Source organism: Streptomyces sp. Inha503, assembly GCF_047215865.1.
In the GTDB taxonomy this organism is placed as follows: domain Bacteria; phylum Actinomycetota; class Actinomycetes; order Streptomycetales; family Streptomycetaceae; genus Streptomyces; species Streptomyces lycopersici.
In genome coordinates this window covers 2,638,071-2,653,098 of the sequence record NZ_CP178360.1, presented here as the reverse complement: position 1 = coordinate 2,653,098, position 15,028 = coordinate 2,638,071, and the positions used below count along the sequence as shown (strand labels likewise).

15 protein-coding genes and 2 pseudogenes are annotated in these 15,028 nt (G+C 70.3%); 13 read left to right on the top strand and 4 right to left on the bottom strand.

The window, feature by feature from the left end:
* Positions 1-3 precede the first annotated feature (3 nt).
* Entirely contained in the window at positions 4-663 is a 660-nt protein-coding gene (locus ACJX2R_RS10620) for a GntR family transcriptional regulator (RefSeq protein WP_413099867.1), read from the top strand.
* 177 nt (positions 664-840) lie between these two features.
* Here ACJX2R_RS10620 and ACJX2R_RS10615 read toward each other — a convergent pair whose 3' ends face one another.
* Positions 841-1,119 carry a hypothetical protein gene (locus tag ACJX2R_RS10615; RefSeq protein ID WP_413099866.1) on the bottom strand — a complete coding sequence of 93 codons (279 nt, stop codon included), beginning with the start codon at positions 1,117-1,119 and terminating at the stop codon, positions 841-843.
* A gap of 12 nt (positions 1,120-1,131) precedes the next feature.
* On the opposite strand from ACJX2R_RS10615, the gene ACJX2R_RS10610 reads away from it, so the two are divergent.
* Positions 1,132-1,476: a hypothetical protein gene (locus tag ACJX2R_RS10610; RefSeq protein WP_413099865.1), complete on the top strand. Its 345-nt coding sequence runs from the start codon at positions 1,132-1,134 to the stop codon at positions 1,474-1,476.
* Positions 1,477-1,510: 34 nt separating this feature from the next.
* Here the strand turns inward: ACJX2R_RS10610 and ACJX2R_RS10605 are convergent, their stop codons facing one another.
* Both ACJX2R_RS10605 and ACJX2R_RS10600 read right to left on the bottom strand, forming a co-directional pair.
* Entirely contained in the window at positions 1,511-2,320 is an 810-nt protein-coding gene (locus ACJX2R_RS10605) for an FAD-dependent oxidoreductase (protein WP_413099864.1), read from the bottom strand.
* A complete protein-coding gene (locus tag ACJX2R_RS10600) occupies positions 2,311-2,649 on the bottom strand; it encodes an FAD-dependent oxidoreductase (protein WP_413099863.1) in 339 nt (112 codons plus the stop codon). The genes ACJX2R_RS10605 and ACJX2R_RS10600 overlap by 10 nt, the downstream gene beginning before the upstream one ends.
* A 105-nt stretch (positions 2,650-2,754) precedes the next feature.
* Here ACJX2R_RS10600 and ACJX2R_RS10595 point away from each other — a divergent pair.
* The 7 genes and pseudogenes from ACJX2R_RS10595 to ACJX2R_RS10565 all read left to right on the top strand — a co-directional run.
* Positions 2,755-3,222: pseudogene (locus tag ACJX2R_RS10595) on the top strand (TetR/AcrR family transcriptional regulator C-terminal domain-containing protein); the annotation flags it as partial.
* Between the two features lie 176 nt (positions 3,223-3,398).
* Positions 3,399-4,952: a hypothetical protein gene (locus ACJX2R_RS10590; RefSeq protein WP_413099862.1), complete on the top strand. Its 1,554-nt coding sequence runs from the start codon at positions 3,399-3,401 to the stop codon at positions 4,950-4,952.
* Positions 4,953-5,123: 171 nt separating this feature from the next.
* Positions 5,124-5,375 (top strand): hypothetical protein, encoded by a 252-nt coding sequence (locus tag ACJX2R_RS10585; protein ID WP_413099861.1) that lies wholly within the window; start codon positions 5,124-5,126, stop codon positions 5,373-5,375.
* The gene (locus tag ACJX2R_RS10580) at positions 5,372-5,521 is read left to right on the top strand and encodes a hypothetical protein (RefSeq protein ID WP_413099860.1); all 150 of its coding nucleotides are present in this window, start codon (positions 5,372-5,374) and stop codon (positions 5,519-5,521) included. The genes ACJX2R_RS10585 and ACJX2R_RS10580 overlap by 4 nt, the downstream gene beginning before the upstream one ends.
* 132 nt (positions 5,522-5,653) lie before the next feature.
* Complete coding sequence (locus ACJX2R_RS10575; RefSeq protein WP_413099859.1) at positions 5,654-6,592, top strand: NADP-dependent oxidoreductase; 939 nt, start codon at positions 5,654-5,656, stop codon at positions 6,590-6,592.
* The gene (locus ACJX2R_RS10570) at positions 6,589-7,056 is read left to right on the top strand and encodes a cupin domain-containing protein (RefSeq protein WP_413099858.1); all 468 of its coding nucleotides are present in this window, start codon (positions 6,589-6,591) and stop codon (positions 7,054-7,056) included. The genes ACJX2R_RS10575 and ACJX2R_RS10570 overlap by 4 nt, the downstream gene beginning before the upstream one ends.
* 160 nt (positions 7,057-7,216) lie before the next feature.
* A pseudogene (locus ACJX2R_RS10565) lies at positions 7,217-7,441 on the top strand (response regulator transcription factor); the annotation flags it as partial.
* Between the two features lie 28 nt (positions 7,442-7,469).
* Here ACJX2R_RS10565 and ACJX2R_RS10560 read toward each other — a convergent pair.
* Positions 7,470-8,444 carry a formylglycine-generating enzyme family protein gene (locus tag ACJX2R_RS10560; RefSeq protein ID WP_413099857.1) on the bottom strand — a complete coding sequence of 325 codons (975 nt, stop codon included), beginning with the start codon at positions 8,442-8,444 and terminating at the stop codon, positions 7,470-7,472.
* A gap of 156 nt (positions 8,445-8,600) precedes the next feature.
* Here ACJX2R_RS10560 and ACJX2R_RS10555 point away from each other — a divergent pair, with 156 nt between their 5' ends.
* The 4 genes from ACJX2R_RS10555 (at position 8,601) to ACJX2R_RS10540 (ending at position 14,935) form a co-directional block, all read left to right on the top strand.
* A complete protein-coding gene (locus tag ACJX2R_RS10555) occupies positions 8,601-9,206 on the top strand; it encodes a PadR family transcriptional regulator (RefSeq protein WP_413099856.1) in 606 nt (201 codons plus the stop codon).
* Between the two features lie 39 nt (positions 9,207-9,245).
* Entirely contained in the window at positions 9,246-10,994 is a 1,749-nt protein-coding gene (locus ACJX2R_RS10550) for a sulfatase (protein WP_413099855.1), read from the top strand.
* 44 nt (positions 10,995-11,038) lie between these two features.
* Positions 11,039-12,391 carry an MFS transporter gene (locus ACJX2R_RS10545; RefSeq protein WP_413099854.1) on the top strand — a complete coding sequence of 451 codons (1,353 nt, stop codon included), beginning with the start codon at positions 11,039-11,041 and terminating at the stop codon, positions 12,389-12,391.
* A gap of 99 nt (positions 12,392-12,490) precedes the next feature.
* Positions 12,491-14,935: a beta-glucosidase gene (locus ACJX2R_RS10540; protein ID WP_413099853.1), complete on the top strand. Its 2,445-nt coding sequence runs from the start codon at positions 12,491-12,493 to the stop codon at positions 14,933-14,935.
* Positions 14,936-15,028 lie beyond the last annotated feature (93 nt).

Genomic DNA, 15,028 nt, shown 5'->3' with positions numbered 1-15,028 from the left:
ACGGTGACGACACACCACAGTGGACCGGGAACGATGGCCCAGCACGCGCTCGACGAGCTGCGACGGGCGATCGTTTCCGGCCGCTATCGCCCGGGGCAGCGGGTCCTCCAGGAGGAGATCGCCGAGAGCCTCGGGGTGAGCCTCGCCCCGGTCCGCGAGGCGCTGCGGGCCCTGGAGCAGGAGGGGCAGGTGGTCTACCGGCCCCGGCGCGGGTACTTCATCACCGAGCTGCGCGTGGCGGACTTGCGGGAGATCTATGCCCTGCGGCAGTTGCTGGAGGAGCGGGCGGTGCGCCAGTCCCTGCCCGCGCTGGACGAGGACGCGGTCGAGCGGATCGCCCTCGCCGCCCGTGACTGCGCGGAGGCCGCCGGGCGAGGTGACGTCGCCGCGGAGCTGGAAGCCAACCGCCGGTTCCACTTCAACATCCTGGAGTCGGCGGACCAGCCCCACACGGTGCGTCTGATCCGGCTGCTGTGGGACTCCACCGAGCCCTACCGCGCGATGTACTACAACTCACCGGAAGAGCGGGAGAAAGCGGTCGAGGCCCACGACGAGATCCTCGACGCGGTGCGGCGCGGGGCGGCGGACGAGGTGATCGCCGGGCTCGACGCGCACCGCGACCGCGCGCTGACGACGCTCACGCAGATCCTCGCCACCGACTGAGCCGTATGCCCGTGGGGCCGAGGCGCCGGCTGCGGACGTGGGCAGTTCCGTGTACGAGGTACGGACCTGAACAGCACGAACCAGCGCTTCTGAACCCGATCCCGAGTCCGGCCTGGTCCCCAGCGCCCGCGTCGCCGAACTGCGGGCCTTACGGGAAGAGCCCGCGCCGTCCCGTGCCTATGAGGCCGTCCGCGAGCTGATCGCCATCTCCGACACGGGGGAGGCGCTACTCTCCGCACCCTCACGGTCTTCCGCTGCAAAGAGGTCACCGACATCACCGACATCACCGACCTGGCCGCCCTGACCGACCTCGAGGAACTCGACCTGAACGGCTGCGCCGGCGTCCACGACCTCGCACCGCTCGGCGGCCTGACCGCGCTGACCAGCCTCAACCTGCACCGCTGCCGTGCCGTCGAGGACGTCCGGCCGCTGCTCACCCTCAGCAATCTGCGCCATCTGGACCTGGGCATGACCCAGGTGCGCAGTGCCGACGGATTCGGCGTGGCCTTTCCCGCGCTGAGGAAGCTCAGCTTGCGGGGCTGCCGCTCCTTCAAGGACGCGCACCAACTCTCCGGATTGCGCAATCTCACCGAGCTCGACGTGGGCCGTACCGGCATCCGTGACCTGGACGGGCTGTCCGACGTCGGTGATGTCAGCACACTCCACCTCACCAGCTGCAAGCGCCTGACCAGTCTCAAGGGCATCGACGGCCTGGAGTCACTGACCTCACTGGGCGTCCTGAAAATCGAGGCATGCCCCCAACTGGCCGACTTCGCACCGCTCACCGGACCGAGGGAGGTGGGGATCGTTTGACGACAGGGCGGCCGGTCATCGGGTTGTTCTCCGGTCATCGGGTTTGTTCCGGGGCCGGGGCGAAGGCGGGTAGCGCGGCGAGGCTGTGGCGCACCGCCTCGCCGCCGTACTCGAACATCTGCCGCTCGTAGTCGGCGACCGCGCCGAGGAGGTCTTGGCGGCGCTCGACGGCATCGATCAGGCGGCGGCGCAGCAGGTCGGCATCGCGCAGGGCGGTGTTCGCGCCGTTGCCGCCGGTCGGGGAGGTGGCGTGGATGGCGTCCCCGAGCAGCGTGACCGGACCGGGCGCCCAGCGCTCGCGGGGCTCGACCACCCGGATGGACAGCAGGGTGCTGTTGTCCGGGTCGGCCTGCTCGATGAGCGCCCGCAGGTCCGGATGCCAGCCCTCCATCCTGGACAGCGCGGCCTCCTGCGCGGTCGGGGCGCCGAGCGCGCCGTTCGGTGGCAGGAGCATCGCCCAGCGCACGTAGTCGCGGATGTCGGGGAGGGTCACCTCGGGGGCCAGTTCCTCGGCCGCCTGCTTCGGCGGGGTACGGAAACGCATCGCTCCGAGCATCAGGCTCACCCCGTCCCCGGCTATCTTCGAGCCGAAGGCCGGCTCCAGGGTGGCGAAGCGCTCGGTCAGCGGCGTGCGGCCGATGACGAACCGGGCGCCGGTGTCGGTCGGGGTGGTCTGCGGCGAGAGCACCGCGCGGACGGTGGAGCCGACCCCGTCCGCCCCCACGAGCAGGTCGGCGGTGGCCGGGCCGCCGTGCGCGAACCGGGCTTCGACCTTGCCGTCGTCCAGCACGTCATAGCTCGTCAGTGCGGCCCCGGTGCGCACGGTGAGTCCGGTCAGCAGCAAGTGCCGCAGCCGTTCCGGTCGATCACGATCCCCTTCCCGGTCCCGGTCCTACCGGGGCCGAGCTCGCCGATCCGGTTCAGCTGCGGGTCGAGGATCAGCCGCTCGGCACGGGCGTCACCGACGATCGCGTCCAGCAGCGGGTGCCAGCGGGGCGGCAGACAGCCGCGCAGCGCCTCGAACCCCACCGGGCTCAGCATGAGCCGGTAGCCCTGGAACCGCGCGGTGATCGCCGGGTCCCGCTCGTACACGTCGGCCTCGATCCCGGCACCGCGCAGACCCTGCGCCAAGCAGAGACCTCCCAGACCGGCTCCGACCACGGAAACTCGCATCACACCCCCTCCTCCTGAACAGACTGGCGAACTTAGTTCTTCTTGGACGATCCCGCCCAGCCCGCTGGGGAGCCCGTGGCGGCGTCACCACGTAAGAAGCCCATTTGGCGCAAGCAGATCCTCGACGTGTACGCGCAGATCCGCGACCAGTATCTGAAGTACCCGGGAGTCTCCCGTGCCGCGCTGGGCGTAGTCCCGACCAACCTCTCCACGTTGCGGGTCAGGGAGGGGCTATTGGCGATCCTGCTCGCCGGTGGAATCGAACCGCGGAACGCCTCCTGGGTGCTGGACGCTCTGTCCCTCTACGTCAGCGCCTACGCCTTGGAGCAGTCGCTGGTCCAGCAGCGGCGCAGACACCCGGACCAGGAATGGGTCCTTGGCCGCGAGGAGCTGATCAGCCGGTTCACCGCACTGCCGGCCGACACGTTTCCGCAGACCCGACGCTATGCCGCCGAGCTGACCTCCGGCACGGGGCACGACCGGTTCGATTTCACCCTCGGCCTGATCATGGACAACCTCACCCAGCCCGAGCCCCAGCCCCAGCCGACACCGGTGTCCGACACCGCCGGATGAACGCCGCGGCCCGGGGCGGTGACAGATGGTCCGGGCCGGCCGCGACGGCGTCCTTCAGATACCGCAGCGGTTGCACCGCACGGATGACACGGCCGACCTCGCGTGGAGTGGGCCAGGAGCCTGACTTCGGTAGGATCCTGGTGGACACCCGGGCATGCACGTCCAGTGGAGGCTCCATGTTCTCGGCGCCCGCCTCGATTCCCGCCCTGCTTCCGCACGTTGTCCGCGCCGCGGAGAACGCGCACTTCACCGGCATGGTGGTCGTCCTGGCGCGCACCGCGGACGCGCGGACGCTGCACTGGGAGCTGACAGACGACTGGACGAGCCTCCACGATGTCACCGGGCAGCTTCTCGCCGTCCTCTGCCCGGACCCGGAACGGCGGTTGCCCGACGTCTACCAGCTCAATCTCGTGAGCGACACCTACGTGGACGACGTGGCGAGCCTGTACGGCTTGAGCGTCCTGCCGCTCTGCCGCGTCGGGGACGACTTCGCCTGGCGGTTCGTCGATTCCCTCCATTCGGCCCGCGAAGCACTGATCCCAGGCGATGTCTTCGCGGAGGCCCCGCGTAAGCCCAAAGAGCACCATGTCGCGTGGACCGAGGCGGTGTCCCGATGTGCCGCGTACTTCGAGGTACCGGAGTCGTGGCTGCCCGGTGTTCTGTTCCTCGACTTCACCGAGCGCACGGCGGTACTCGTACGCTGGCCGGAGCCGGAGCGCCCCGACTTCGGCCTCTACCGCCTGTGCAAACAGATCGCCGGGGACCTCGGCCACTCCCGCCGCGCGGCTGAACTCCGCAAGGAGAAAAGGCAGCTTGAACGGGAGGCGGAACGGCTGGAATGGGAAACGAGGTGGCTGGAGCGGGATGTTCGCGGCTATGAAGACGGCGACATAAAGGGCCTGGAAGTGTTCCAGGCCAGGTTGAAGGACTGTCTCGACGAGCATATGGGTCCCGAACTCCGCGCCCAGTTCGAGGGCTTGGACCGGCATCTGGAGATGGTATCCGCCGCCGACCCCGAGCTGGTCGGCAGCTGGCGGGCGAGATTGGCCGAGCTGCTCTCGTCGGGAACCGTCGATGAGTCCGTACGGCACCTCCTCGCCATGGCCCGGCACGTGCGCGCCACGCACCGCCAGCACGACTGGCGCCGCCTGTCCACCAAAGTGGTCAAGGTTCTCGATGCGACGAACGAAGCCCTCGGCGTGAGCTTTCACTGGTCCCTTGGATCGGAGGACCCCCTCGCGAGCGCCATCAGGTTACTCGCGGATCGTACAGAGGAGGCTCGCGCCAAGCGGGACACGAGTGTCCAACAACTGGGCGAAGCGCGCGACCGACTACGCGACACCCGCAACCTGCTTGACGCGGTCCGCGGCGAGCTCGACCGCATCACGTCGCGGATTGAGGCGGAAGGCAGCATCGCGGCCGCCACGCAGAAGGCGGCACGACGTCTCATAGGCGCGACGGAGACCGAAACCCATCAGGGAAGCGGCGGGCTTGCGGGGTACCGTCTCGTGGATATCCGGCCACTGCCGGAGGCGGAGCCCGCACAACAAGCGCCGAGCAAGGCGACAGGCAGCGCGAACACCATCTCCGACGGCACTTTCCACGGCCCCACCGTCCAGGCCGGCCACATCTCCGGCGGAGTGCACTTCCACCACCCGGCTCTCGGCGCGTCCCTGCACCGGATATGGCACAAATTGCGGGGCCGGTCGACCGGGGACGAAGAGCAGTAGCCGCCACGGCGCGGCTTCCCTGACGACGAGGCCGGGCTCGGTTGACGGCCTTGACGACCAGCCGTCGCAGACGGCCGTCATGGATCCGCCCGTCCTCCGGGTGCGGCGCACCGCGGATCACGAGTTCGGATGGCTACTCTGGGTCCGCGAGCTGGAGGAGGTTGCGTCTGCATGGGTGACGGGCACGCGCCGGGGCCGTCCGGGCGGGAGGACGTGCTCGGAGCCGGCTGGGAGAGCGAGTTCGGTTGGATCGCCGAGGTGCTGGACGTTTCCGTGCCGGGTGCCCGGCAGCTCGCCTCGCCGGCTCGGCGGCGGGTGGCCAAGGCGAAGCAGTCCATGCCGCAGGTGTCGAAAGCGGAGCGTGAACGCGTACTCGCGGTCTTCCGCGCCGCGTACGAGGCCGGGACCTGGCCGGCCTGGTGAGGCTGCTCGTCGAGGTCGGTGGCGAGCTCGCCCCGGTGTTCCACCGGGAGGGCCGTGTCTGCTCCGTGGACACGCTACAGATCACGGACGGTCTGATATCCGCATACCGCGGGGCCATCAACCCGGCCAAGCTTTCCCACGTCTGAGCCGTCGCGCCCCGAAGGGCTGCCTCGTCCCCCAGATGAGAGCCAAATCTCTGTGTTCCTCGGGCGCCGAGCCGCGATGAGCCCTGTGTGAAGGGCTGCGCGCTCGTGCGCCCTTCCCCAGTAAGGACCCTTATGCAAGCCATCACTGTCCGGGACCGTGACGCCGGTCTCGCCGGGCTGTCCCTGACGGACCTGCCCTACCCCCACGCGGCCGAGAACGACGTCATCGTGCGGGTGCACGCCGCGGGCTTCACCCCCGGAGAGCTGGACTGGCCGGGCACATGGACCGATCGCGCAGGCCGCGACCGGACGCCGAGCGTGCCCGGGCACGAGCTGTCGGGTGTCGTCGAAGAGCTGGGGTTCGGCACCACCGGCCTGAGTGTCGGCCAGCGGGTGTTCGGCCTCGCCGACTGGGCCCGCGACGGCTCGCTCGCCGAGTACGCCGCGGTGGAGGCGCGCAATCTCGCGCCGCTGCCGGCGGACGTCGACCACACCCTGGCCGCCGCACTGCCGATCTCCGGGCTGACCGCATGGCAGGGCCTGTTCGACCATGGCCGTCTGGCCACGGGCCAGACCGTCCTCATCCACGGTGTCGCGGGCGGCGTCGGCTCGATCGCGGTACAGCTCGCCCGCGAGGCCGGCGCCCGCGTCATCGGCACCGGCCGGTCCGCCGACCGGGACACGGCGCTCGCGCTGGGCGTCGACACCTTCCTGGACTTGCAGACCGAGAAGGTGGAGGACGCCGGCGAGGCCGACGTCGTGTTCGACGTGATCGGCGGAGACGTCCTCGACCGCTCGGCCGCCCTGGTCCGGGCCAGCGGCACGTTGGTCACCATCGTCGTGCCGCCCAAGGTCCGGCCCAAGGACGGGCGGGCCATCTTCTTCGTCGTCGAACCCGACCGCGCCCGGCTCACCGACCTCGCCACGCGAGTGAGGGACGGCCGGCTCAAGCCCGTCGTCGGCGCCGTACGGCCACTCGCCGAGGCACCCGCCGCGTTCGCCCCCACCACCCGCACCCCGGGCAAGACGATCATCCGCGTCGCGGAAGACCGAACGGGAGCCTCCTCATGACCGGAACGCGGATCGCCGGTGGCCTGCTGGCCGTCGCCACGCTGACCGCGTCCACGGCCTGCACCGCCGCCTCGGACCAGCCCGCCCACGCCAAGACGCCCGCCGCGGCCGTGACATCGAAGCACCCCACCGAAACCGTCAAGCCCCTGCTCCAGCAGGCCCTCCCGAATGTGACGGGCAAGACGTTCACCTCGGTGGTCGTCGACTTCCCGCCCAGCGCCCGCGCGATGCCGCACCGGCACGGCAAGGCGTTCGTCTACGCCTACGTCCTCGAAGGCACCGTGCGCAGCAAGCTCGCCGGTACGCCTGTGCGCACCTACCGCCGGGGCGAGAACTGGGTCGAGCGGCCGGGCGCTCATCACGTCCTGACCGAGAACACCAGCCGGACCGAACGGGCCAAGCTCCTGGTGGTCTACGTCTCCAACACCGGAGACAAGCTCAAGGTCGACGACCCGAGGCCGTAGCCCGTCTCTCACCCGCGATCCCGTAGAACGCCATACGGGTGCCGTGGCCGGGCCAGGAGAGAACCCGGACCGTCCGGAACGGCGGGCCGATGCGTGAGGGCTGAGGTCGTCGGGCGATCGGTTCGGGCTGCCGTCCGCCTGGCGGCGGAGCTGCGCCCCGACGTCGTTCTCCCTGAAGGATGTGCGCCCCGAAGAACTCCTCGCCGGTATCCGGGCCGTCGCCGCCGGCTGGACCAACGGCGAGATCGCCGCCCATTTCTTCCTGGCCGAGTCCACCGTCAAAACCCACGTCCGGCGCATCCTGGCCAAGATCGGCGCTCGCGACCGCATCCAGGCCGTGATCTTCGCCTACGACCTCGGACTCGCCCGTCCCAGGGCCGGTTGAACCGGCGCGGAGATCCGTCAGAAGGGCCCTAGGGGCGGCCCGGCCCGGCCGCGGCGCGCCAAGCGACGCGGAAGCCGGTGTTCCCGCTGGAGCTGTCGGGGCTGTTGCTGGTGCGGGCGGCTACTCGGTAGCGGTTGCAGTAGGAGTCGTGGCACAGGTACGAGCCGCCGCGCAGGACCCGCGCGGTGTCATGGTGCGACCCGGCGGGGTTGGCGCGGGTGTCCTCTGCCCGGGACGTGGTGGTGGCCCACCGGTCGGCGCACCACTCCCATACGTTGCCGGCGACGTTGTGCAGACCGTAGCCGTTGGGCCGGTACGCGGTGACGGGGGCGGTGCCGGCGTAGCCGTCCTCGGCGGTGTTGTGGGAGGGGAAGCGGCCCTGCCAGATGTTGCAGCGGTGTTCGCCGCCGGGGGTGAGTTCGTCGCCCCAGGGGAAGCGTTTGCCCTCCAGGCCGCCGCGGGCGGCGTACTCCCACTCCGCCTCGGTCGGCAGCCGCGATCCCTCCCATTGGCAGAACGCGTCCGCGTCCGTCCACGAGACGTGCACGACCGGATGGTCCGGGCGGCCGGACAGGTCACTGCCGGGCCCTTCCGGCGCCGCCCAGTACGCTCCTTGGACCCCACACCACCAGGGCGCGCTCTCGGGGCGCGGGGAGAGGCGGCGCAATTCGCCGGGGAGGAAGCCGGCAAAGACGTACGACCAGCCGAACCGTTCGGCCTCGGTGCGGTACCCGGTCGCCGTGACGAAGGCGGCGAAGCGCTGGTTGGTCACGCAGTGGGCATCGATGGCGAAGGGAGCCACGGTGACCGGGCGCACCGGCCCCTCGCCGTCGCCGGGGTTGAGGTCGGCATCCTCACTGCCCATGAGGAAGGTTCCGCCAGGGAGCCGTATGGCGGAGGCACGGGCGCTGTCGCCGTTCCCCTCGGCGGGCGACGCGGAGACAGGGGCGGAAACGGCGGCCGGGTCGCCGGACCGGCCGGGCGGACAGCAGTGCGGGGACATGTGCGGCGATATCTCCGTTCGGTGTGCGCCAGGGGCTGGAACCCTTGCGGAGGCATTCAACATGTGTCATGGTCTCCCCACCTTAGTCATTCCACTTGTGGCATGCATTCTCCGCCGGGCAGGGACAGTCCGCGGAGCCGCCGTGAGGAGCGAGCGATGAAGCTCGAAAGCATTTTGCTGGGTGTGCTCGCCCGGCACCCCAGCACCGGCTATGACCTGAAGAAGTACCTGGACACCCATGGGCGCTTCCTGCGTTCCAACACCCAGATGAGTCAGGTCTACCGGTCACTGGGGAAGATGGAATCCAGCGGGTGGGTGACCCACACCGTTCAGCAGCGGGCCGGTGCCACCGACGCCAAGACGTACCGGATCACCGACGAGGGAATGACCGTTTTCCTCGACTGGCTCACCGGGCCGTACATTCCCCCGACGCGGTTCGAGGACCCGGATTTCGGTGTACGGATCACCTTCGCCGGATTCATGACGCGCGAGCAGCTTCTGCGTCTCATCGACACCGAGCTCACCGCGCGCCGCGAGCAAGTGGCCCGCTACCGCTTCCGTGACCGCCGCCAGGCCGTCGACACCCGCGCACCGTTCGACGAGGACCTGGCGACGCTCGTGGGCGAGTGGGCCCACGAGGCCGGGACGCAGGCGATTGACGCACATATCGAGCGCCTGGAGGCGCTGAGGCGAGTGCTGCTCGACGCTCCGGAGGGTGCCGGGGCCCCGGACCTCCTCTGCCTCCTCCGCGACGCCCGCTGAACCCTCCGCGACCCCCGCTGAACGAAGGAAACACCTTCCGTGCGCGCCATCATTCTCATGTTCGACAGCCTGAACCGGCACATGCTCGCTCCGTACGCGGACACGATCGTGGACGCGCCGAATTTCGCGCGGCTGGCTTCCCGGGCGGTGACGTTCGACAACTTCTACGCCGGATCGATGCCGTGCATGCCGGCCCGCCGGGAACTCCACACCGGGCGTTACAACTTCCTGCACCGTTCGTGGGGTCCGCTGGAGCCTTTCGACGACTCGATGCCGCAAATGCTGCGGGACGCGGGAATCCACACCCACCTGGTCTCGGACCATCCGCACTACTGGGAGGACGGCGGGGCGACCTATCACACCCGCTACACCACATGGGAATTCTTCCGCGGTCAGGAAGGCGATCCATGGAAGGGCGTCGTCGACGGGCTCCGCGAGGGTGAGGGCCCGCCCATCCGGCGGCAGGACGCGATCAACCGCACCTATATGCCCACCGAAGCGGAACACTCCCAGACCCGTACCGTCGACGCCGGAGTGGACTTCCTGCGCACCAACGCGGACGCGGACCGCTGGCTGCTCCAGCTGGAGCTCTTCGACCCGCACGAGCCCTTCTTCGTGCACGAGCCCTACACCTCCCGCTACCTGGACGGCCAGGCGGGCCCCGAGTTCGACTGGCCCGGCTACCAGAAGGTCACCGAGCCGACGGACCAGGTCGAGCAAGCGCGACGCCGGTACGCCGCGCTGGTGTCGATGTGCGACCACTCGCTGGGCCGGGTGCTCGACGCCATGGACGAGCACGGCATGTGGGACGACACCCTGCTGATCGTCAACACCGACCACGGCTTCCTGCTCGGCGAGCACGGCTGGTGGGCGAAGTCGGTGATGCCGTGGTTCAACGAGCTGGTGCACCTGCCGATGTTCCTGTGGGACCCGCGCACCCGGGGCGCGGACACCCGCCGGGGCGCGCTCGCCCAGACGATCGACATCGCCCCCACCCTGCTGCGGTACTTCGGGCTCACGACCCCGCCCGACGTGCAGGGGCGTGACCTCGCGGCCGTTCTCGGCGACGACCGGCGCCTGCGCGAGGGCGCGCTGTTCGGGATCCACGGCGGTCATGTGAACGTGACCGACGGCCGCTACGTGTACATGCGCGCCGGGGCCACCCCGGAGAACGGCCCGCTGGAGGACTACACGCTCATGCCGACGCATATGCGGGCGCGCTTCGGCGTGGCGGAGCTCACCGATTGGGAGCCGGCCGACCCGTTCCCCTTCACCAAGGGGCTGCGCACCCTGCGGATCCCCACCACCGGCGGGTGGATGAATCCGTGGCGGCACGGAACCCTGCTCTTCGACCTCGAAAGCGACCCCGGGCAGCAGCAGCCCCTCGACGACCCGGAGACCGAGCTGCGGATGCTGCGCCTGCTGGCCGATCTCCTGCGCGCCAGTGACGCCCCCCGCAGCCAGTTCGACCGGCTCGGCATCCCCTACGACGGTGAGATCACCGAGCGGCACCTGCTCGTCCGGGAGCAGGCGGAGCGCGCGGCCGCGCTCGCGGAGCCGATGCCGCTCCCGGACGACCTGCCGAATGGCGCTCTCTTCGAACGACCGGTGCTCGAACTGCTCCGGGACCCCGCCGTCAGGACGGCGGTCGAGAAACACCTCCCCGACCTCACCCACACCGAACTCATCGCCTTTCCCCCGCAGTCGAGCCTGGTCGACCTGGCGCGGTGGGCGGTCATTCCCACCGGCACGCTGCGGTCCCTCGCGGACTGTCTTCAGGACCTGTAGCCACCTTCCCCATGGCTGCCTGAGCACACCGACAGGAACGCCCCATGGCAACGGAACAGTCCGCGGCACCCACCGCCGCACCCCACACCGCCACCGCCTCCCGCGTCCCCCACCGCTGGCGCAACCTGCTGACCCTCACCGGCGTCACCGCCGTGGACAACACCGAGGGCAACGCGACATCCACCCTCTTCCCCTCCATCTCCAGCGCCCTCGGCCTCACCAGTGGCAATCTGGGCACGCTCGCGGCGCTCGGCAAGGTGGCCTCCGTGCCGACCGGCCCGTTCTGGGTGTGGCTGGCGGGACGGATCGGCCGTCGCGTCACCCTCGTACTCACCACCGTCCTCGGCGGCCTCTTCGGCATCCTCGCGGGATTCGCCCAGAACTTCGGCTTCCTGCTGCTGTGCAACACCCTCATGGCCGCTTGTCTGATCGGCGCCTCCCCGATAAGCAACGCCGTCATCGCCGACTCCTTCACGGACCGCGAACGGGGAAAGGCGGTCGGCCTCCTCTATGGCATCACCGCCACGTTCGGACAGGCCATCGGCCCGGTCATCGCTCTCTTCACGGGCTTCAGCGACGGCTGGCGCTACGGGATGTGGGCGATCGGCGGGGTCTGCGTCCTCGCCGGGCTCATCGTCGCGGTCGCCTTCAAGGACCCCGGCGTCGGCGCTGCCGAGGAGCAGCTGGCGGACCTGACCGAGACGGCGCGGGTGAAGAACACCGTCACGGTGAAGTCCGTACTCTCGCTGTTCCGCATCCCGACCTACTCGGTGATGATGCTCTCGCGGCTCCTCTCCGGACACCTGCTCATCGCCGTCTTCGGAATCCAGTTCCTGGCCTCCGAACGCGGATTCACCAACGCCACCGCGGCCGTCGTGGGGATTCCGATGGGCGTCGGATACCTCGCCGGGACCATCGGTGGTGGCTACCTTCTGGCGTTCGTCGACCGGCGGTGGCCCATGCGGGGCCGCGTGGCCTATCTCCAGCTCGCACAGGTTCTCTTCGCCGTCGTGGCCTTCTTCGGGACCCAGTTCCACTACTCCGGCGGGATCGCAATTTACTGCGTCTTCTGGGCCCTCATGGGCTTCGGCCAGGGGTTGAACCCCCCGGTGAACCGGCCACTGGTATCCGCGGTCGTCCTCCCCGAACTCCGTGGCCAGGCATTCGCCATCTGGCTGTCCATCTTCGAGACCATCGGCTGGGCCCTCTTCTCCCTCGCCGCCGGTCAGCTCGCCGAGAGCCTTGGCCTCCAGGAGGTCTTCCTCTGGGTCATGGTGGTCTTCATGCTCCTCAACGCCGTGGTACTCGGCGTGCTCCACACCACCTACCCACGGGACGCGCGGCGCGTTACGCACACCCTCGAAGAGCGCCGCAGGCTCGCCCGCGACAGCGCCTGATCCGCACCGCCGCCCGCCCTCCCGGCGACGTACGTCTGCCGCGCACGCCCGCGGTGAAGACCCCACTTCCCCCCAAACCCCACCGAGAAAGGCAGCACCGTGTCCACCAACCCCGCCGCCCCCGATGCGCGAGAACTCCTGGATCGCCTGACCCTCGCCGAGAAGGTCAGGCTGCTCACGGGGCGCGACTTCTGGTCGACATGGCCCCTGGAGAAGATCGGGCTGCGGAGCATCCTCATGTCCGACGGCCCCTCCGGCGTACGCGGACCGGTCTGGGACGAACGCGAGCCCTCCCTGAACCTGCCCAGCGCGACCGCCCTGTCCGCCTCCTGGGACGACGCCCTCGCCTACCGCTACGGCGCGGTCATCGCCCAGGAAGCCCGTCGCAAGGGCGTCGACGTGGTGCTCGGCCCCACCATCAACCTCCACCGCTCCCCGCTGGGCGGGCGGCACTTCGAGGCGTTCAGCGAGGACCCGCTGCTGACCGGCCGCCTCGCCGCCGCCTACGTACGAGGCATCCAGGACAATGGCGTGGCCGCGACGCCGAAGCACTACATCGCCAACGACTTCGAGACCGACCGCTTCACCGCCTCCACGGAGGTCTCCGAGCGCACGCTGCGCGAGGTGTACCTGCTGCCGTTCGAGAAGGCCGTGACCGAGGCCCGTGCCTGGGCCGTGATGAGTGCCTACAACGCCGTCAACGGAGTGACCGCGACCGAGAACGACCTTCTCCAGACCCCGCTGAACTCGGAGTGGGGCTTCGACGGCGTGGTGATCAGCGACTGGACGGCCGTCCGCTCCGTGAACGCCGCCAGGGCCGCCCAGGATCTGGAGATGCCAGGGCCCCGCGGAGTCTGGGGCGACGCCCTGCTCGCCGCCGTCGAATCCGGCGCCGTCGACGAGGCGGACATCGACCGCAAGGTGCTGCGCATCCTCACCCTCGCCGCGCGCGTCGGCGCACTGGAGGGCACCAGGGCGGTAGAGCCGGCGGCGACGCCCGGCTCCGGCACCGCGTTCGCACGCGAGGCGGCGGCGGAGGGCATGGTGCTGGTGCGCAACACCGGGGTGCTGCCGCTCGACCCCGGTGCGGTGACCCGGATCGCCGTCATCGGGCACAACGCGGACCGCGCCCGTACGCAGGGCGGCGGCAGTGCCACCGTCGTGCCGGAGAAGGTCGTCAGCCCCCTCGACGGCATCATCGCCGCCTTCCCCGAAGCCGAGGTCGAGTACGCGCTCGGCGCCGTCGTCCAGGAAGGCGTCGCCGAACTGCCGCTGGAAGCCCTCACCAACCCCGCCACCGGTGAACCGGGGGCGCACGTACGGTTCCTGGGCGAAGGGCGCGAACTCTTCACCGAGGACCGCCGCGCCACCCGGCTCGTCTGGTTCGGCGGAGACGCCCCGGTCGACCGTTCCGACACCCTGGAAATCACCACCCGCTACACCTCCCCCCGCACCGAGACGCTGCGCCTCGGTGTCGCCGCCCCGGGCGTCTCGCGCATCTGGGCCGACGGAGAACTCGTCCTGGACGCCGATGTCCCGCTCGCCAACGAACAACTCGGCGCCGCGTTCCTGCACCCGCCGACCACGTCCGGGGCCGTCCCGGTGGCCGAGGGCCAAGCGGTGGAGATCCGCGTCGAGTACGAGATCCCGAAGGACACCGGCCTCGCCGGAGCCCTCGCGTACACGCTCGGCACGGAAGCGGAGGATTCCGACCCGGACGGGCTGATCGAGCGGGCGGCCGCCGCCGCGGCGCGGGCCGACGTGGCGGTGGTCGTCGTCGGCACCAACAGCAGCGTCGAATCGGAGGGCTTCGACCGGACCTCGCTCGCCCTGCCCGGCCGCCAGGACGCACTCGTATCCGCCGTCGCGCGGGCCAACCGCCGCACGGTGGTGGCCGTCAACTCCGGCTCACCGGTCGAGTTGCCGTGGCGCGAGGACGTCGCCGCCGTCCTGCTGACCTGGTTCGGCGGCCAGGAGTACGGCAACGCGCTCGCCGACGTGCTCACCGGGGCGCGCGAGCCCGGCGGCCGGCTGCCCACCACCTGGCCGGCGCGGCAGAGCGACGTACCCGTGCTCGATGTGACGCCGGTGGACGGGGAGGTCCGGTACGACGAAGGGGTGCACGTGGGCTACCGGGCGTGGCTGCGATCCGGCACCGCCCCCGCCTATCCCTTCGGGTACGGACTCGGCTACACCACCTGGACCGTGGACCGGGCCACCGCCACCCCCGAGTTCGGCTCCGGCGGTGCGGTGAAGGTCCGCGCCGAGGTGACGAACACCGGCGGCCGTACGGGCAAGCACATCGTCCAGGTCTATGCGTCCCGCGCGCACACGGCGGTCGACCGTCCGGCGCGATGGCTGGTCGGCCACGAGGCGGTCCGCCTCGCCCCGGGCGCCACGGAGACCGTGAACGTCACCGTCCCGGCCCGCGCGTTCGCGCACTGGGACGAGGGCACGTGGGCGTACGAACCGGGTGAGTTCACCCTCCACGTGGGCTCCAGTGCCGAGGACCTGCCCGCCTCGGTTCCCGTGCGTCTGCGCTGACCGCGCGCACCGGGGCACCGGGGTCCGGCCGCGTGATGCGCGGCCGGGCCCCTCGGGTTTCCGGTGCGCGGTCAGCGGCCCGGGTCGAAACGG